This window comes from Paracoccus sp. PAMC 22219, from assembly GCF_000787695.1.
Lineage (GTDB): Bacteria > Pseudomonadota > Alphaproteobacteria > Rhodobacterales > Rhodobacteraceae > Paracoccus.
Window position 1 is genome coordinate 1 of record NZ_BBPH01000072.1, and the last position, 16,977, is coordinate 16,977.

General features: G+C 68.2%; 15 protein-coding genes and 3 pseudogenes. 9 read left to right on the forward strand and 9 right to left on the reverse strand.

Features of this window, described 5'->3' with window-relative positions; all coding sequences use genetic code 11:
• The 4 genes and pseudogenes from TY51_RS22590 to TY51_RS23330 form a co-directional block, all read left to right on the forward strand.
• A pseudogene (locus TY51_RS22590) lies at nucleotides 1–259 on the forward strand (gfo/Idh/MocA family oxidoreductase); the annotation flags it as partial.
• Nucleotides 256–1,404: a galactonate dehydratase gene (gene dgoD, locus TY51_RS08555; protein WP_042248355.1), complete on the forward strand. Its 1,149-nt coding sequence runs from the start codon at nucleotides 256–258 to the stop codon at nucleotides 1,402–1,404. The pseudogene TY51_RS22590 and the gene dgoD, both read left to right, overlap by 4 nt.
• An 8-nt stretch (nucleotides 1,405–1,412) precedes the next feature.
• Nucleotides 1,413–2,090 (forward strand): annotated as a pseudogene (locus TY51_RS23325) (sugar-binding domain-containing protein); the annotation flags it as partial.
• Between the two features lie 206 nt (nucleotides 2,091–2,296).
• Entirely contained in the window at nucleotides 2,297–3,601 is a 1,305-nt protein-coding gene (locus TY51_RS23330) for a glycoside hydrolase family 2 TIM barrel-domain containing protein (RefSeq protein WP_231558973.1), read from the forward strand.
• Here TY51_RS23330 and TY51_RS08565 read toward each other — a convergent pair.
• The 5 genes from TY51_RS08565 to TY51_RS08585 are packed head-to-tail and all read right to left on the reverse strand — an operon-like array spanning nucleotide 3,598 to nucleotide 8,228.
• Nucleotides 3,598–4,590 (reverse strand): aldose epimerase family protein, encoded by a 993-nt coding sequence (locus TY51_RS08565; RefSeq protein ID WP_042248358.1) that lies wholly within the window; start codon nucleotides 4,588–4,590, stop codon nucleotides 3,598–3,600. The two genes, TY51_RS23330 and TY51_RS08565, sit on opposite strands and share 4 nt — an antisense overlap.
• Nucleotides 4,591–4,642: 52 nt before the next feature.
• Nucleotides 4,643–5,416, reverse strand: coding sequence for a hypothetical protein (locus TY51_RS08570; RefSeq protein WP_042248361.1), 774 nt, complete (start codon nucleotides 5,414–5,416; stop codon nucleotides 4,643–4,645).
• Nucleotides 5,417–5,425: 9 nt separating this feature from the next.
• Nucleotides 5,426–6,865 (reverse strand): dihydrolipoyl dehydrogenase, encoded by a 1,440-nt coding sequence (locus TY51_RS08575; protein ID WP_042248364.1) that lies wholly within the window; start codon nucleotides 6,863–6,865, stop codon nucleotides 5,426–5,428.
• Nucleotides 6,820–7,668 (reverse strand): anti-sigma factor domain-containing protein, encoded by an 849-nt coding sequence (locus TY51_RS08580; protein WP_156117960.1) that lies wholly within the window; start codon nucleotides 7,666–7,668, stop codon nucleotides 6,820–6,822. The genes TY51_RS08575 and TY51_RS08580 overlap by 46 nt, the downstream gene beginning before the upstream one ends.
• Nucleotides 7,665–8,228 (reverse strand): sigma-70 family RNA polymerase sigma factor, encoded by a 564-nt coding sequence (locus TY51_RS08585; RefSeq protein WP_042248367.1) that lies wholly within the window; start codon nucleotides 8,226–8,228, stop codon nucleotides 7,665–7,667. The genes TY51_RS08580 and TY51_RS08585 overlap by 4 nt, the downstream gene beginning before the upstream one ends.
• Before the next feature lie 202 nt (nucleotides 8,229–8,430).
• On the opposite strand from TY51_RS08585, the gene TY51_RS08590 reads away from it, so the two are divergent.
• On the forward strand, nucleotides 8,431–9,210 hold the full coding sequence (locus tag TY51_RS08590) for a DUF4394 domain-containing protein (protein ID WP_042248370.1): 780 nt from the start codon (nucleotides 8,431–8,433) through the stop codon (nucleotides 9,208–9,210).
• A 47-nt stretch (nucleotides 9,211–9,257) separates the two neighbouring features.
• Here the strand turns inward: TY51_RS08590 and TY51_RS08595 are convergent, their stop codons facing one another.
• Nucleotides 9,258–9,836, reverse strand: a complete 579-nt coding sequence (locus TY51_RS08595; protein WP_042248372.1) for a LysE family translocator — start codon at nucleotides 9,834–9,836, stop codon at nucleotides 9,258–9,260.
• A 102-nt stretch (nucleotides 9,837–9,938) separates the two neighbouring features.
• Here TY51_RS08595 and TY51_RS08600 point away from each other — a divergent pair, with 102 nt between their 5' ends.
• The gene (locus TY51_RS08600) at nucleotides 9,939–10,382 is read left to right on the forward strand and encodes an Lrp/AsnC family transcriptional regulator (RefSeq protein ID WP_042248375.1); all 444 of its coding nucleotides are present in this window, start codon (nucleotides 9,939–9,941) and stop codon (nucleotides 10,380–10,382) included.
• A gap of 22 nt (nucleotides 10,383–10,404) precedes the next feature.
• Here TY51_RS08600 and TY51_RS08605 read toward each other — a convergent pair whose 3' ends face one another.
• Nucleotides 10,405–10,923, reverse strand: coding sequence for a GNAT family N-acetyltransferase (locus tag TY51_RS08605; RefSeq protein ID WP_042248378.1), 519 nt, complete (start codon nucleotides 10,921–10,923; stop codon nucleotides 10,405–10,407).
• A gap of 194 nt (nucleotides 10,924–11,117) precedes the next feature.
• On the opposite strand from TY51_RS08605, the gene hmgA reads away from it, so the two are divergent.
• A complete protein-coding gene (gene hmgA / locus TY51_RS08610) occupies nucleotides 11,118–12,410 on the forward strand; it encodes a homogentisate 1,2-dioxygenase (RefSeq protein WP_081994814.1) in 1,293 nt (430 codons plus the stop codon).
• A complete protein-coding gene (gene fahA / locus TY51_RS08615; protein ID WP_042248380.1) occupies nucleotides 12,407–13,624 on the forward strand; it encodes a fumarylacetoacetase in 1,218 nt (405 codons plus the stop codon). Before hmgA ends, fahA begins: the two co-directional genes overlap by 4 nt.
• On the opposite strand, the gene TY51_RS08620 is transcribed toward fahA, so the two are convergent.
• Nucleotides 13,621–14,544, reverse strand: a complete 924-nt coding sequence (locus TY51_RS08620) for an ornithine cyclodeaminase family protein (RefSeq protein WP_042248383.1) — start codon at nucleotides 14,542–14,544, stop codon at nucleotides 13,621–13,623. The genes fahA and TY51_RS08620 overlap by 4 nt on opposite strands.
• Nucleotides 14,545–14,663: 119 nt before the next feature.
• Between TY51_RS08620 and xylB the strand changes: the two are divergent.
• Nucleotides 14,664–16,111 (forward strand): annotated as a pseudogene (xylB, locus tag TY51_RS08625) (xylulokinase).
• A 3-nt stretch (nucleotides 16,112–16,114) separates the two neighbouring features.
• Here xylB and TY51_RS08630 read toward each other — a convergent pair.
• Nucleotides 16,115–16,732 carry a LuxR family transcriptional regulator gene (locus tag TY51_RS08630; RefSeq protein WP_052649969.1) on the reverse strand — a complete coding sequence of 206 codons (618 nt, stop codon included), beginning with the start codon at nucleotides 16,730–16,732 and terminating at the stop codon, nucleotides 16,115–16,117.
• Between the last annotated feature and the right edge of the window lie 245 nt (nucleotides 16,733–16,977).

Consider the following 16,977-nt stretch of genomic DNA (forward strand, 5'->3'; position numbering starts at 1 on the left):
CTGGCAGATCGCCTTTGACACCGATGCCGGCCCCGCCACCCTTTCGGAGGGTGGTGCGCGCTTTACCGCGCCAGGCATCCAGACCGCCGGAGAGAACCGCGAATATGCCCGCCTTTACGCCCGGTTCCGCGATCTGGTCGCGGCGGGCGACAGCGACCTGGACCTGGCGCCGCTGCGTCTAGTCGCCGATGCCTTCCTGACGGGCCGCCAGCACGCGGCCCCCGCCTTTGAGGCCCCCAATTCTGAGGACCGTCCATGAAAATCACCGCCGTCGAGACCTTTATCGTTCCGCCCCGCTGGTGCTTCGTCAAGATCAGCACCGACGCGGGCATCAGCGGTTGGGGCGAACCCGTGCTGGAGGGTCGCGCCGCATCCGTCGCCACCTGCGTCGAGGAACTGTCCGACTATCTGATCGGCCGCGACCCGCGCCTGATCCAGGACCATTGGACGGTGATGTATCGCGCCGGCTTCTATCGCGGCGGCGGCATCCACATGTCGGCAATCGCGGGGATCGATCAGGCGCTGTGGGACATCAAGGGCAAGGATCTGGGTGTGCCGGTCCATGCCCTGCTGGGCGGGCAGCAGCGCGACCGCATCCGCGTCTATTCCTGGATCGGCGGCGACCGTCCGGGCGACACGGCGCGGATGGCGCGCGATTGCGGCGACCGGGGATTCACCGCCGTCAAGATGAACGGCACCGAGGAGATGCAGTTCGTCGACAGCCACGCCAAGGTCGATCAGGTCCTGGAGCGCGTCCAGGCCATCCGCGAGGAGATGGGTCCCGATTTCGGCATCGGCATCGATTTCCACGGCCGGGTGCATCGCCCGATGGCTAAGGTGCTGGCCAAGGAACTGGAACCCTTCCGCCTGATGTTCATCGAGGAGCCGGTCCTGTCCGAACATGCCGAGGCGCTGCGCGAGATCGCCAACCACTGTTCGACCCCCATCGCGCTTGGCGAGCGCCTCTATTCCCGGTGGGATTTCAAGGCGATCCTGCAGGGCGGCTATGTCGACATCATCCAGCCCGATCCCAGCCATGCCGGCGGCATCACCGAGACCTATCGCATCGCCGCGATGGCCGAGGCGCATGACGTGGCCCTCGCGCTGCACTGTCCACTTGGCCCCATCGCGCTGGCCGCGAACCTGCAACTGGACGCGGTCTGCTACAACGCCTTCATTCAGGAACAGTCGCTTGGGATTCACTACAACCAGGGCAGCGACCTGTTGGACTATCTGACCGACCCGTCGGTCTTTGCCTATGACGACGGTTTCGTCGCGATCCCGCAGGGGCCGGGTCTGGGCATCGAGGTGAACGAGGACAAGGTCCGCCAGATGGCCGCCCAAGGGCACCGCTGGCGCAACCCCGTCTGGCGCCATGCCGACGGCAGCTTTGCGGAGTGGTGAACATGCGGATGACCCAGAAACTGAACCATGGTTGGATCTTTGCCGAAGGGGCCGCCGACCCCGCCGCGCCGCTATCGGGCACGTCGGTCACCCTGCCGCATAACGCGGTCGATCTGCCGCTGAGCTATTTCAATGAGACCTGTTATCAGCACGCCTTCACCTATCAGCGCGTGATCGCGTGGGATGACGCGTGGCATGGCCGCCGGGTGCAGCTGCGCTTTGACGGGGCGATGGCCGACAATGTGGTCTGGGTGAATGGCGTCCAGGTCGTGGCGCATCCCGACGGCTATACCCCCTTCGTGGCCGACCTGACCGACCATCTGCGCCCCGGCGACAATCTGGTGACGGTGCGGATCGACGGGTCGGAAAACCCCGCCATCCCGCCCTTTGGCGCGCAGATCGACTATCTGACCTATGCGGGCATCTATCGCGATGTCTGGCTGATGGTGCTGCCCGAACGGCACTTGACCAATGCCCGCATCACGACGCCTGATGCGCTGTCGGACGCCAAAACCGTCGTGATCCGCCCCGAGGTCACCGCCCCCGGCCCGGTCCGCGCCCGGCTGCTGGATGGCGACCGCGAGATTGCCGCGACCGAAGGAGAGGGTGAACTGACCCTGGCGGGCCTGACCGGCCTTTTGCTGTGGTCGCCCGAAAACCCGCAGCTTTACACGGTCGAGCTGACCCTGCCCGACAGCGGCGATGTGACCACGCACCGCTTTGGTTTCCGCACCGCGGAATGGACGCCGCAGGGCTTCCTGCTGAACGGCCAGCCGATGAAGCTGCGTGGGTTGAACCGGCATCAAAGCTGGGCGCATCAGGCTATGCCGCGGGCCGTCACGCGCAGGAGCGCGATGCCGAGATTGTCCGCCATGATCTGGGCTGCAACATCGTGCGCACCTCGCATTACCCGCAGAGCAAGTGGTTCCTGGACCGCTGCGACGAGATCGGCCTCCTGGTTTTCGAGGAGATCCCCGGCTGGCAGCATATCGGCGACGCCGCCTGGCAGGACCGCAGCGTGGACAATGTCCGCGCCATGATCACCCGCGACTGGAACCATCCCAGCATCGTCATCTGGGGCGTGCGCATCAACGAGAGCCCGGACAACCACGATTTCTATGTCCGCACCAACGCGCTTGCGCGCGAGCTGGACCCGACGCGGGCCACGGGCGGCGTGCGCTGCATCACCGACAGCGAGCTGCTGGAGGATGTCTATACGATGAACGATTTCATCCTGGACGAATCCGAGCTGCCGCTGATCAACCGGCCGCGCACCGCGCTGCGTCCGACCGAGGAGGTCACGGGGATCAAGAAACCGGTGCCCTATCTGGTCACCGAATATAACGGCCACATGTTCCCGACCAAGGCGCAGGACCCGGAACTGCGACAGATGGAGCATGTGATCCGCCACCTTGAAGTGCTGAACGCCGCCCATGGCGACCCGGCAATTTCGGGGTGCATCGGCTGGTGCATGTTTGATTACAACACGCACAAGGATTTCGGTGCGGGCGACCGCATCTGCCATCACGGCGTCATGGACATCTGGCGAGAGCCGAAGTTTGCGGCCCATGCCTATGGCAGCCAGAAGCCGCCGTCCGAGGGCATCGTGATGGAGCCGGTGACCTTCTGGGCGCGGGGCGAACGCAATATCGGCGGTGTCCTGCCGCTGATCGTGCTGACGAACTGCGACGAGGTCGAGTTCGAATGCGGGGGCGTCACCCGCCGCGTGGGTCCCGACCGAGAGCGGTTCCCCCATCTGCCGCACCCGCCCGTCATCATCGACCACCGCCACATCAGCGCCGAGCAGCTGGGCCAGTGGGGGATGAGCTGGCATCCGGGCCGCATCACCGGCTGGCTGAACGGCGAGCAGGTCGCGCTGCGCGACTATGTCGCCGACCCGCTGCCCACCACGTTGCAGATCGCGCCCGACCGCGACACGCTGCCTGCAGATGCGGATATCGACCTGCGGGTGATGCTGCGCGCGCTGGACCAGGTCGGCAACCGGCTGCCCTTCCTGGACGCGGGCATTGCGGTGACGGTGGACGGCCCCGCGCGCCTGATCGGGCCCGATCTGCGCATGCTGCAGGGGGGAACGACGGGAATGCTGCTGCGCCTTACGGGCGATGCCGGGACCATCCGCATCACCGCCCGCCATCCGCAGTTTCCGGAGGCGGTGGCCACGGTCACCGTCGGCTAGGGGCGGTCCAGCAGGTATCGCGTCTCGGTCCGCCAGACGGTGCCGGGACGCAGGATCGCGGGCGGAAAGTCGGGGCGGTTCGGGGCGTCTGGCCATTCCTGCGCCTCGAACGCGACGGCGCCTTGGGGGCGGGCGATCTGACCGGGATGGCCCGGCAGGCCCCCGTGCGGGAAATGGCCGCCGTCATAGACCTGCAGTCCGGGCGCGGTCGTCAGCACCCGCAGGCGCAGGTCCGGCGCGGTCAGGCTGGCCACCGGGCGCAGCGGGCCGTGGCTGTCCGACAGGCACCAGCAATGATCCAGCCCCGCATCCCCAAGCGGCCGGGGCTGGCGAAAGTCGAACCGCGTGCCCGCGACCGGTGCGGGGGCGTCGGGCAGGGGGATCAGCGCCTGATCCACGGGCAGATAGCGGTCGGCATCGATCTGCAGGACCTGATCCGTGGCCGCGTCGGGGGACAGCGTCCAGTACCCGTGATGCGTCAGGTTGCAGGGCGTCGGGCGCGTGGCCGTCGCCTGCAGCGCGACCGTCAGCGCGGCTGTGCCGTCCTGATCCATCAGCGACAGGGTGGCCACCGCCTGCATCGCGCCGGGAAAGCCCATCTCTCCATCCGCGAAATCCAGTGCCATGGTCACCGCATCGGGCGCGGCCTGCGTGACGCGCCACAACCGGACGGAAGCCCCGGCGCTGCCGCCATGCAGGCAGTTCGGCCCTTCGTTCGCGTCCAGATCATGCACGCGTCCCGACAGGCGGATGCGCGCCCCGGCGATGCGGTTGGCGAACCGCCCGACCAACGCGCCGACATGGATGAATGGGTCCGACAGATAGGCGGCCGGATCGGGATACCCCAGGACAAGCGGATGATCGATCCCGTCCAGGCGCAGGTCCTGGACGATCGCGCCAAGCGTCAGCACGCGGGCGCGCAGACGCCCTGCCTGCAGGTCCACGGCCTGCACCCTGCGCCCGTCTGGCAATTGTCCCATGTCGATCATCGTATCCCCCCTGTCGGGGCGATCAGACCGTGTCACGCTGCGGAAGGCAAGATCAGCCGCGACGCGCCTCGGTCTTTGCGAGCTTGTCCTCGACCCGACGGAAGGCGGCCAGCAGTTCGCCCTTGAACTGGCCGGGTTCGAATTCGCGCAGGCCGGAATGGGCGGCGCACAGCCAGCGCAGATCGCGCGTCAGCGTTGCCAACCCGTGCAGCCAGTCGCGGAAATCCCGAACCGCCCCGGCCTGCGGCAGCAGCGCCTGCGACAAGGTCGGGTGCAGGAAGACGCGCGGCTTGGGGAACAGCCCCCACAGCAGGCCGGGCACGGGCATCAGGTTGATCGTGTCATCGACATGCAGCGTCCTGCTGGCCGGGTGCCATGCCAGCAGCGATCCGGCGTGGACGCGTTCATTGCGACTGACATAGTCGATGCCCCGCGGCAGCGAGAACATCAGATCGTCCGCGAACATGTCCTGCACCTCGGGCGATTCGACGGGTTCGGGGCGCCAGTTCAGATCGGGGTGGCGCAGGCGATGCCGATGCGCGCCGAACAGGGCCGCGTCAGGGAAATCGTGCGCGATGGCCGCGCAGTGCAGGGTGTGGAACGGGTGCAGGTTCAGGACCGCCTGAACTGCGCGCCCCTGGTCGGTCAGCGCCATGACGGTGTCGCGCACCGCGCCCGACAGCGGATAGCTGTCCAGCATGACAAAGCGCCCCGACCGCAGCCGCACCAGCGACGCCTGCGTGCCGACATTCACGACGCCGCCGATGCGCAGGTCACCCCGGATCGACCAGAAGCCCTGTCCCAGATCGTGGATCGATTCCGTCATGATTGCGCCCTATGCACCGGGAGGCGTCCCGAAATCGCGCCCGGCGGGTTCGGGCTGACGGGTGTCGCGGCAGATCTGGCGCAGGGCAGTCTTCAGCCCCTCCTCCAGCGTGGGGTGATAGAAGGGCATCGATAGCAGGCCGGTCGCGGTGGCGCCCGACTGGACCGACCATGCCAGCAGATGCCCCAGATGATCGGCGCCGGGGCAGCACAGGTCCGCCCCGCTGAGCCGCCCCTGCGCGTCGGCATACAGGGTCACGACCCCTTCGGCACGCGCCTCGGCCCGGGCGCGGCCTTGGTCGGAATAATCGCTGCGCCCGCAGATGACGCCGTCGCCGGGGCCCGTCCCGACCGAGGCCAGCGGCGGATCGGTAAAGGTCAGCGCGAAGGTCGGGCTGCGTTCGCCGGGGGTCACGTCCGGAAAGGTTGCAGCGTTGGTCCCCGCGATGGCTCCTTCGGTCGAGGCCTCGTGCAGCAGGGTCGCGTCGGCATTCGCATCGCCCGCCATGAAGACGGGGGCGCTGCCGCATTGCATCGTGGTGCGGTCGAACTTTGGCGTGCCGTGGTCGTCCAGGTCCAGCCCCGACGCGTCCAGACCCAGGCCCTTGAGGTTCGGCGGGCGACCGACAGCGACCAGCACATGGCTGAACACCTGTTCGCCCTGCATATCGCCCGTCCATGCCAGCCGGATGCCGTCGGCATCGGCGGTGGGCGTCGTCTCGACCCCCAGGCACAGGGTCACGTCGCGCGCGATGGCCGTCTGCAGCGTGTCATGGACCACGTCGCATCGCGCCTTGCCAAGGCGGGTGCCCTGATCGAACAGAGTGACCGGCACGCCAAGGCGCCCCATCGCCTGCGCCAGTTCCAAGCCGATGGGACCGCCGCCGATCACCGCCAGGCTGTCGGGCAGGTCGGGCAGTTCGAACACGGTCTCGTTCGTCAGGATGCGGGGGCCAAGGTCGCGAAAGGGTTCGGGGACCAGCGCAAAGGATCCGGTGGCGATCACCACGGCCCGCGCCCGGACGCGGCGGCCGTCGTCCAGCGCCAGTTCGGTCGGCCGGACGAACCGCGCACGGGCGCGGACCGCGGTGCCTTCGGGCAGGTCGTCGAAGCTTTCGCGGGTGAATTCCACGAACCGGTCGCGTTCCGCCCGGACACGCGTCATCACGGCGGGGCCGTCGATCACCGGATCGCCCGGATGGACGCCAAAAACCGGCGCGCGCCGCGCCGCATGCGCCGCGTGGGACGCCGCGATCAGCAGCTTGGACGGCATGCACCCGGTGTTGGCGCACAGCGTTCCGCGAAACTCTGGGTCGATCAGCAGGGTGCGCGCCCCCGCCTTGCGCGCGGCACGTTCGGCGGCGATGCCCGCGGTGCCCGCGCCGATCACGGCCACGTCGCAGGTCAGGTCGGATTCGGCCGGTTCGCGGCGATCGGTGGTGGGGGACATGGACACCTTGAAGGGTTGCTGTCCCCCTTAACCGACCAGACGCCCGCGCGTTCCCTTGTCCGCGTCAGATGTTCTGCGCGGCGGCCAGACCCTTGGCGATGATCGGCCCGGTCGGGCGTCCGGTGGGCGATCCGCCTCGGGTTCCAGGGTGATCTCGTACAGCTGGGCGTCGGTCGGGTCGGCAGGTCGGGACCCGCCAGCGCCGCGGCGCGCGCACCGTCCAGCACCCCCAGGGACCGCGGCCCCATCTCTGCCGAAGGCAGCGTCCAGGCCTGGATCGAGAAGCCCTGCGGCACGTCGACATCCGACACGAAGCGGATCTGGGCGGTGTCGTCGCCGTAATCCTCGATGATGGCGCGGGGTTGGCCCTGATCATCCAGCAGCACGGCCACCACCTGCGGCGCGGGCGCCGGACGCTGCATCGCGCCGCCGAAACCCAGGGCCAGGCCCAGGACCAGCGACGCGGCCAGCCCCGCCAGCCATCGCATCGGCGCGCGGGGCAGGTTGGCGGCGACCGGGGCCACGGTCGGGTCGGACGACAGGGGTACCGTCACGGGGGCCGCGTCCTGCGGGGTCTGCGCGATGATCGCCTGCAACCTGGCGGCAAAGCCCGCGGGCAGGGCCAGCGCCTCGGCCGACAGGTCCAGCGGCAGCAACTGGTTGCGCAGCTGCGCGACATGCGCAGACAGGGCCGGGTCGGCGGCGATCAGCGCCTCGAACATCTCCGCCTCGGTGGGCGACATCAGCCCCATGACATAGTCGTCGGCAAAGGCGGTCACGTCATCCTGAAACACTGAACTCATGACAAACACTCCCGCAGCGAGGCCAGGCCCCGCCGGATCCACGATTTCGCGGTGCCAAGCGGAACCCCCTGGCGGGCAGAGATCTCTCCGTGACTGTAGCCCGCGACATGCGCAAGCAGGATCGCGCGCCGCGCCGGATCATCCAGCGTGTCCAGGCATTCGCCAAGCCGTCCGGTCCCGGCCAGCAACTTCCAGTCGTCGTCCTGGCACAGGTCCTGGCGGGCGTCCTGCATGCGCGTCAGCTCGTCCGGCGACAGGCTGGACAGGCGCTTGCCGTCGCGCAGGATCGTCAGGCAGCGGTTGCGCAGCACGGCATAGATCCAGCCGCGGGCCGATCCCTCTCCCTGGCGCTGCTGGGCGGCCTTGCGCCAGATCAGCACCATCGCGTCCTGCAGCGCCTCCTCGGCCAGGTCGTGGCGGATCAGGATGCGGCGGGCGACGCCCAGCAGCTGCGGCCCCTCGATGTCCAGGATCGCGTCGATGCCGTCGGGGCGGCCTTCGGCACAGGCGGTCAGGGCCCAGTCAAGCTGGCGGCTGCGCTGTCTTGTGTCGTCGGTCACGAAACCTCCCCTGATCGCGCGAACATCCTGCCGCGATCGGGGGGGCGGTTGCAACCGCCTGCAGGGTCACTTTTCATGCAACCGCAGATTATGCGCGGCGACAAAATAATTTTGCATCCGGTTTCCGGAATGCCGCGTCATCCGGGCAAGGACGGCGAGGACCGCCGCCTGTGACAGAAGCTGAACCGAAAGGAACATCCCCATGTTTCGCATTGCTGCATTCTCGACCTCTGCTCTTGCGCTGTCCATTTCGGCGGCGGCTGCCGCGACCGGCGTCGGCCTGACCGACGACCGCACCCTGGTCATGTTCGACACCGAGACGCTGGAAGTCACCGGCACGATGGATGTCGAAGGCGTCGACCGCCTGCTGGGCATCGACCTGCGCCCGTCGAACAACACGCTGGTCGGCGTGACCGACGACATGCGCATCGTCACCATCGACACCGCGACCGGCGCGGCCACCGACCTGTCCACCATGGACACGCCGCTGGAAGTGATCGACATGCCGGTCATCGTCGATTTCAACCCGATGGCCGACCGCCTGCGCTTCATGACCGGCACCACGAACCACCGCGTGAACGTGGATACCGGCGAAGTCACCGTCGACGGCAGCCTGAACTGGGTGGCCGAGGACGAGAACGCCGAAGCCAGCCCCACGGTCGCCGCCGCGGCCTATATCAACAGCTATGGCACCCCCGAAGCGACCGCGATGTACAACATCGATGCCGGCCTGGGCGCGCTGCTGCAGCAGACCGCACCGAATGACGGCACGCTGGCCACGATCGGCATGCTGAACGTCGAAAACCCGGGCGACATGATGGCGTTCGACGTCCAGACCGATGCCGAAGGCGCCAACATGGCGTGGCTGGTGACGAACAACACCATCCACTCGGTCGATCTGGAAACCGGAGCGGCCACCGCGGCGGGCGAAATCGCCGCCGAAGGCCAGATCCGCGACCTGACGGTTCTGCCCGCGATGTGACGACCTTGCGCCGGGCCCTTGCGGCCCGGTGCACCCCTTGTCCGCCGCTATGCCAGCAGCACCGGCAGCATCGACAGGACCATCACCCCCGCCATCGCGATGTTGAACAGGCGCAGCCGCTCCGGCGCGTCGATCAGCCGTGCGATCCGCGCGCCTGCCACGACCCACAGCACATGGCAGGGCAGACCCACCACCGCAAAGATTGCAGCGACCGGCAGCGGGCCGCCAAGGGCCGCGCCATAGGTCGCCAGCGCCGCCAGCACCATCGCCCAGGCCTTGGGGTTCACCCATTGGAACGCCGCCGCCTGCCACAGGCCGACCGGACGGCCCGACGATCCGGCCTGCATCGGTCGCGCGCGGGCGATCTTCCATGCCAGCCAGAAGACATAGGCCAGCCCGGCCGCCTGCATCACGCACCGCAGGTCGGGGTCCGACTGCAGCGCCGGGGCCAGCCCCGTGCCCAGCACCAGCACCATCGCCGCGAAGCCCAGCACGATCCCGGCCATATGCCGCCAGCTGCCGTGCAGCCCGACCGTCGCCCCCGACGCCATCAGCATCGCGTTGTTCGGCCCCGGCGTGATCGTCGTCACCGCCGCAAACCCCACCAGCCCGATCAGCGCATCCATTTCCTGCCTCCTGCTTGATTGCGGGGGATGGTGCCACATGGCGGCTGGTGGATGTCCCCGATCCGCGCGATATTGGCGTCCCAAATGCAGGAAAGCCCCGCCATGGACGCTATTGACGAAAAGATCCTGCGCATCCTGCGAACGGATGGGCGCATCACCCATCAGGCGCTGGCCGAACGGGTGGGCATGTCCGCCTCGACCTGCCAGCGCCGTGTCGAGGCGATGGAGCGTCAGGGCATCATTTCCGGCTATCGTGCCGTGCTGGGCGACGCGGCGCGCCAGACCGGCTTTGCGGCCTTTGTGCTGGTCGGGCTGGGACGGCATACCGCACAGGTCCAGCTGGCGTTCGAGGCGCGCTGCACCGCCGCACCGCAGGTCGTCGAATGCCACAACATCACCGGCACCGTGGAATACCTGCTGCGCGTCGAATGCCGCGATCTTGCCAGCTACAAGCAGTTCCACCACGAGGTCCTGGGCGGCTTTCCCGACCTGACCACGATCGTCACCCATGTGATCGTCGGCACGTCCAAGGACGAACGGGCCTGACTGGATCGTTGCATAACTCGGATTATCCCAGAAAGCTGTTCGACTGGCGCAGCCGTCGAACCATCAGCAATTCGTCCACCTCGCGCCCTGCATCGATCAGCGCGGCGGGGATCCGGCCGGTCTGGATAAAGCCATGGCGCTGATAGAACCGGATGGCGGCGGCATTGTGGTCGTTCACCGCCAGCTCGATCTGATTGATGCCGGCACCGGCGGCGAAAGCGGTGACCGCGTTCAGCAGATCGTCCGCCACCCCGGTCCCGCGCAGGTCGTCGCGCAGATAGACCATGATCAGCGTCGCCCGGTGTGATCGCTTTATGCCCCGCTGCGGAAACAGGCCCATGATCCCGACCGGGTCCTGCCCCCGGAAAGCGACGAAGACGGGATGCGCCATCCGGCTGGCCCATTCGTCATCCGACAGGCTTGACCAGTCGGCCTCGGTGTTCGCAAACGCCGTGGGCGCCAGGCGCAACGCCTCCAGCCGGATGGCCTTGAACGCGGGCAGATCGCCCGGCCCCAGTTTCGCGATACGCATGTCGGTCATGACCGCCTCCGTTCCGTCAGAGTGTCAGCATTCACGGACCGCGTGGCCTGCGCAAGGTTGCGTCGCTTGACGCATTGCCGGGCGGGCGGATATATTCGTTGCAGATGCAATGAAATGGGTGCCGTGATGACCGACAGCGATCAGACCTCGGGGATGACCCGCGCGCCGGCGGGCCGGGTGCGCACCCCGGATACCTGCCCGGCTTCGGCAACGACTTCGAGACCGAGGCCCTGCCCGACGCCCTGCCCCAAGGTCAGAACAGCCCGCAACGATGCAATTATGGCCTGTACGCGGAACAGCTGTCGGGAACCGCCTTCACCGCGCCGCGCGGCCAGAACGAGCGGACCTGGTGCTATCGCATCCGTCCGTCGGTGCATCACACGGGGCGGTTCGCGGCGATCGACCTGCCCTATTGGAAGACCGCGCCGCATGTCCTGCCGGGGGTGACCAGCCTGGGCCAGTACCGGTGGGACCCGATCCCGGTGCCCGACGGCGACCTGACCTGGCTGACCGGCATGCGCACCATGACCACGGCGGGCGACGTGAACATCCAAGTCGGCATGGCGACCCATGTCTATCTGGTCACCGCATCCATGCAGGACGAATACTTCTTTTCCGCCGACAGCGAGCTGCTGGTCGTGCCGCAGCAGGGTCGCCTGCGGTTCTGCACCGAACTGGGCATCATCGACGTCCAGCCGCAAGAGATCGCGATCCTGCCCCGTGGCCTGGTCTATCGGGTCGAGGTGCTGGAGGGCCCCGCCCGCGGGTTCGTCTGCGAGAATTATGGCCAGAAGTTCGACTTGCCCGACCGCGGCCCCATAGGCGCGAACTGCCTGGCCAATCCGCGCGACTTCAAGACCCCCGTCGCGGCCTTCGAGGATCGGGATGCCCGCTCCCGCGTGGTCATCAAGTGGTGCGGCCAGTTCCATGAGACCTGGATCGACCACAGCCCGCTGGACGTGGTCGCGTGGCACGGCAACTATTGCGCCTACAAGTATGATCTGCGGACCTATTCTCCGGTCGGCGCGATCCTGTTCGACCATCCCGACCCGTCGATCTTCACCGTGCTGACCGCGCCGTCGGGGCAGGACGGGACGGCGAACATCGATTTCGTGCTGTTCCGCGACCGCTGGTTGGTGGCCGAACATTCATTCCGCCCGCCCTGGTATCACAAGAACATCATGTCCGAACTGATGGGCAACATTCACGGCATCTATGACGCCAAACCCCAGGGGTTCGCGCCCGGCGGGATCAGCCTGCACAACTGCATGCTGCCGCACGGTCCCGACCGCGATGCCTTCGACAAGGCCACGACCGGCGATCTGGTGCCCCACAAGCTGGCCGAGACGATGTCCTTCATGTTCGAGACGCGGTTCCCCCAGCACCTGACCGAATACGCCGCCCATGAGGCGCCGATGCAGCCCGAATACATCGAGGTCTGGAACCGGTTGGAGAAGAAGTTCGACGGCACGCCGGGCGTGAAATGACCGGCGCCGCACCGGGCCTGATGCCGTCGCAGGTGGCGTCCGCCAACCGGCCCGACTGCGATTTCCCGCTGAACAACCTGCCCTATGGCGTGTTTTCGGATGATCGCGGGCCACGCTGCGGGGTGGCGATCGGCGACCGCATCCTGGACCTTGCCGCCTGCGAGGCGCAGGGTCTTCTGGACGCGGGCGGCAGCTTTGCCGCGCCGCGGCTGAACGATTTCATCGCCCGTGGACGTGATGCATGGGTGGCGGTTCGCGCCCGGCTGACCGCGCTGTTGTCCCAGGACGGCCCCCGCGATATGCCCTTGGTGGCGGTGTCGGACGCGCGGATGCATCTGCCGATCCGGGTCGAGGGGTTCACCGATTTCTATGCCTCGCGCCACCATGCGTTCAACGTGGGCTGCCTGTTCCGGGGGCCTGACAACGCCCTGCCGCCGCAATGGGATCACATGCCCATCGGCTATAACGGGCGGGCCTCGTCGGTCATCGTGTCCGGCACACCGGTGCATCGCCCGATGGGTCAGGTCGCGGGTCCGACCGGTCCGGAATGGACCGCCAGCCGCCGCCTGGACCTGGAACTGGAACTGGGCGCCATCGTGGGCGCCGCGACCGCGCTTGGCACCCGCATCACCGTCGATCAGGCCGAGGACATGATCTTTGGCCATGTCCTGCTGAACGACTGGTCGGCGCGCGACATCCAGGCGTGGGAGTACCAGCCGCTTGGGCCGTTTCAGGGCAAGGCCTTTGCCACCACGATCAGCCCCTGGGTCGTGACCCGCGCCGCGCTGGACCCGTTCCGCCGCACGGGCGCCGCCCGCACCGTCGACCCCCTGCCGCATCTGCGGGACAGCCGCCCTGGTTTCCATGACCTGTCGATGGGCTGGACGTTGAACCGGCAGGTGATGGCGCGCGTGAACTATGCCGAAATGCATTGGTCGCAGGCGCAGGCGCTGGCCCATCACGCCAGTTCGGGCTGCCCGATGCGGGTGGGCGACCTGCTGGGGTCGGGCACCATTTCCGGCCCCACCCCCGATCAGACCGGCGCCCTGCTGGAGATGACGCGGAACGGGCAGCAGCCCGTGACCGTGAACGGCCAGCCCCGCACTTTCCTGCAGGACGGTGACGAGGTCGGGCTGTTCGCCCATGCCCAGGGGTCGGGTTATCGCGTGGGGTTCGGGCCCTGCACGGGTCGCGTGATGCCCGCCCTGCCCTAGGTCGCGGCGGCGATCCAGGCGGCGATCATCGTGTCCAGATGCGCGCCGCCGCCATTCTTGTACACCGTGATCTGGTCCGCGCCCGTGCGCCCGCAAGCGCCGGGCACCAGATCGTACAGGTCGCCCAGCACGTCGTCGGGCGTCAGCACGCCCGCGGCGATGGGGATCGCAAGCTCTCCGATATGGGCGATGGTGGTGGCGCGGCTGTCGACAAAGATGCGGGCGCGGGTCATCAGGGCGTCGTCGGCCTCGCGCATGTCGGCGCGAAAGGCGCCGATCAGGTCGACATGCGTGCCGGGCCGCACCCACTCTCCGCGCAGCAGCGGTTCGCGCGCCATGGTCGCTGTGGACACGATGTCGGCACCCGCGACCGCCTCGGCCAGGTCGGTGACCGGCGTGACCGCGTGACCCTGCGCCGCCAGGCGGTCGGCCAGTGCCTGCGCCTGTTCGGGCCGGCGCGCCCAGACCTGGATCTGGTCCAGATGCGGCATGCCCGCGCGATAGGCCGCGACCAGCCCGCCCGCCAACACCCCCGCGCCCACGACCAAAAGCCTGCGGCTGTCCGGGCGCGCCAGGATCTGCGCGCCCAGCACGGAATCGGCGCAGGTCTTGTATTCGGTGACCAGCGGCGCGTCGATCACCGCGGTCAGCGCACCCGTTTCAGGGTCAAAGACCAGCATCGCCCCCTGCACCGACGGCAGGCCGCGGCCCGGGTTGTCGCCAAAGACCGTCACCGCCTTGACGCCGAACCCCCGCCCCGGCAGCCACGCGGCCCGCGTCAGCAGGCTGCCCGACCCCGGCCCAAGGAACAGGTCGCGCACCTGGGCGGCGGGCGCCAGATGCCCCTGTCGCAGCGCCTCGATGGCGCCGGGCCAGTCCAGCCCGCGGGCGCTGTCGCGGTCGATGATGCGCGGTGTCATGGCACGCTCCGTTCGTTTCCACCCCGACCTTGTCCGAACCGGGACCGGGCGCAAGGCGGCGGCTGGACATTTCAGTTTCCGTGGTGAAGGTCTGGCAGGACAACACGGGGGGATGCAGGATGAGCTTTCTGGGGATCGATCTGGGCACGTCGGGGCTGCGCGCGCTGCTGGTGGATGATGCGGGACAACCCATCGGGTCGACCGAGCGTCATTACGACGTGGCCCACCCCCATCCCGGCTGGTCCGAACAGGACCCCGCCGACTGGATCACGGCGCTGCAGGGGGCGGTGGCCGATCTGCGGTCGGCGCATCCGGAATTCGCGTCCCTGCGCGGCATCGGCGTCGCGGGGCACATGCACGGCGCCTGCGTGCTGGATGCGCAGGACCGCGTGCTGCGCCCCGCGATCTTGTGGAACGACACGCGCAGCCATGTGCAGGCCGATGCGATGGACGCCGATCCGCGCTTTCGCGAGTTGACCGGAAACATCGTCTTTCCGGGCTTTACCGCGCCCAAGCTGGCGTGGATGGCCGCGCATGAGCCCGACCTGTTCGCCCGCGCGGCCCGCGTGCTGTTGCCCGCCGCCTATCTGAACCTGTGGCTGACCGGAGAGGCGGTGGGCGATCTGTCCGACGCGTCGGGGACGTCCTGGCTGGACACGGGCGCGCGCGACTGGTCGGACGACCTGCTGGCCGCCTCTGGCATGACCCGCGCGCAGATGCCCCGCCTGGTCGAGGGGTCGGCCCCTGCCGGGCAGCTGCGCGCCGATCTGGCCGCCGAATGGGGTCTGTCCGCCCCGGTGACGGTTGCCGGGGGCGCGGGCGACAATGCTGCCGCCGCCTGCGGGATCGGCGCCATGGCCGAGGGGGCGGGTTTCGTGTCGCTTGGCACCTCGGGGGTGCTGCTGGCGGCGCGCGACGGCTATGCCCCCGCGCCCGACACGGCGCTGCACAGTTTTGCCACGCGGTGCCGGGGCGCTGGTATCAGATGGGTGTCATGCTGGCCGCGACCGACAGCCTGAACTGGCTAGGCCGCGTCACCGGGGCGACGCCCGCGCAGCTGACCGCCGACCTGGGACCGTTGCGTGCGCCGGGGCCGGTGCGGTTCCTGCCCTATCTGTCCGGGGAACGCACGCCGCACAACGACCCCGCGATTCGGGGCAGCCTGACCGGGCTGGCGGCGGCGACCGACCGCAACGACCTGACCCGCGCCGTGCTGGAGGGGGTGGCTTTCGGGCTGGCCGACAGCCTGGTCGCGCTGCAATCGACGGGCGCGCGTCCGACGCGGCTGATGGCCATCGGCGGTGGCGCGCGGTCGCAGTACTGGCTGCAGGTGATCGCGACCGCGCTGGACGTGACGCTGACCCTGCCAGAGGACGGCGATTTCGGCGCGGCCCTGGGTGCCGCGCGGCTTGGCATGGTCGCATCGGGGGCAGGGTCTGTCGACCAGGTCATGACCGCCCCCCGCGTCACCGCGGAAATCGCGCCGGACGCGTCCCTGCGCGCCGCATTCGCCGCGGCGCACCAAGCCTATCGCGCCGCCTATCCGGCGATCCGCGCGATCCAGTAGCGGCTACAGATAGTTGCGGGCGACCGCGATGGCCACGGCCTGGGTGCGGCTTTTCGCGCCCAGCTTGCCGCAGGCCTTGACCGCCCGTTGCTTGACGGTGGATTCCGCGATGGCCAGCTGGGTCGCGGTCTCGATCTGGCCCAGCCCGTCGCGGAAACAGCGCAGCACGTCCAGTTCGGCGGGCGTCAGGGCGGCGCGGTTCAGCACCAGGTCGGTCCACAGATTGAACTTGGCGCGGCAGCGCGCGATCTCGTCATCGGTGAATTCGCGGTCCGGGTGCGACAGGGTCAGGAACGACCGCTTTCCGGCCACCTTGCGCGATATCGCCACGCCGTAATTCAGGCGGAACCGTCGTGCCGCCTGCATGACGCCGCGCAGGTCGGGGATGCGCACCTCGGACCAGCGGGCGGCGCCGTCATGGGTCATCGTCCACATCGCGATCGGGTCGCCGAAGAAATAGTTCCGATCCTCGTAGATGGACCGCCAGGCGTCGGGATAGGCGTTATGCAGGTGTTCGGGGCCCTTGTAGGTCAGGTTGAACCCCATGATCCAACCCGACGGCGCCGCGACATGCATCTCGGCGATCTCGGCGTCGAAATTCGGGATCAAATCGTTCAGCATCGCGGCCTCCTGCTTCACAACGGGCAGGATATGCCTTTTCGGACATACTGAAAAGGCAGCTTGTCCGCTTTTCGCGCGACAAGCCCGGCTCCGGGTAGCAAGCCGTTAACACCTGTCAGCTATGGAGGACAAAGGTGGTTAAGGGAATCAGAGAGCCAAGACTGGCGACCGCGGAGTTCAGCCGCGACATGGTCGAAACGATGCTGACCTATTTCGATGCTTATGCCGACGAAGGCGTACTTGCG

Excerpts from the sequence above, each read along its gene's own strand:
- TY51_RS08580 (WP_156117960.1), bottom strand. The coding sequence starts at position 7,668 with ATGAGTTCAGTGTTTCAGGATGACGTGACCGCCTTTGCCGACGACTAT.
- TY51_RS08600 (WP_042248375.1), top strand. The coding sequence starts at position 9,939 with ATGGACGCTATTGACGAAAAGATCCTGCGCATCCTGCGAACGGATGGG.
- dgoD (WP_042248355.1), top strand. The coding sequence starts at position 256 with ATGAAAATCACCGCCGTCGAGACCTTTATCGTTCCGCCCCGCTGGTGC.
- TY51_RS08605 (WP_042248378.1), bottom strand. The coding sequence starts at position 10,923 with ATGACCGACATGCGTATCGCGAAACTGGGGCCGGGCGATCTGCCCGCG.
- fahA (WP_042248380.1), top strand. The coding sequence starts at position 12,407 with ATGACCGGCGCCGCACCGGGCCTGATGCCGTCGCAGGTGGCGTCCGCC.
- TY51_RS08595 (WP_042248372.1), bottom strand. The coding sequence starts at position 9,836 with ATGGATGCGCTGATCGGGCTGGTGGGGTTTGCGGCGGTGACGACGATC.
- TY51_RS08565 (WP_042248358.1), bottom strand. The coding sequence starts at position 4,590 with ATGATCGACATGGGACAATTGCCAGACGGGCGCAGGGTGCAGGCCGTG.
- TY51_RS08590 (WP_042248370.1), top strand. The coding sequence starts at position 8,431 with ATGTTTCGCATTGCTGCATTCTCGACCTCTGCTCTTGCGCTGTCCATT.
- TY51_RS08630 (WP_052649969.1), bottom strand. The coding sequence starts at position 16,732 with ATGCTGAACGATTTGATCCCGAATTTCGACGCCGAGATCGCCGAGATG.
- TY51_RS08570 (WP_042248361.1), bottom strand. The coding sequence starts at position 5,416 with ATGACGGAATCGATCCACGATCTGGGACAGGGCTTCTGGTCGATCCGG.
- TY51_RS08620 (WP_042248383.1), bottom strand. The coding sequence starts at position 14,544 with ATGACACCGCGCATCATCGACCGCGACAGCGCCCGCGGGCTGGACTGG.
- TY51_RS08575 (WP_042248364.1), bottom strand. The coding sequence starts at position 6,865 with ATGTCCCCCACCACCGATCGCCGCGAACCGGCCGAATCCGACCTGACC.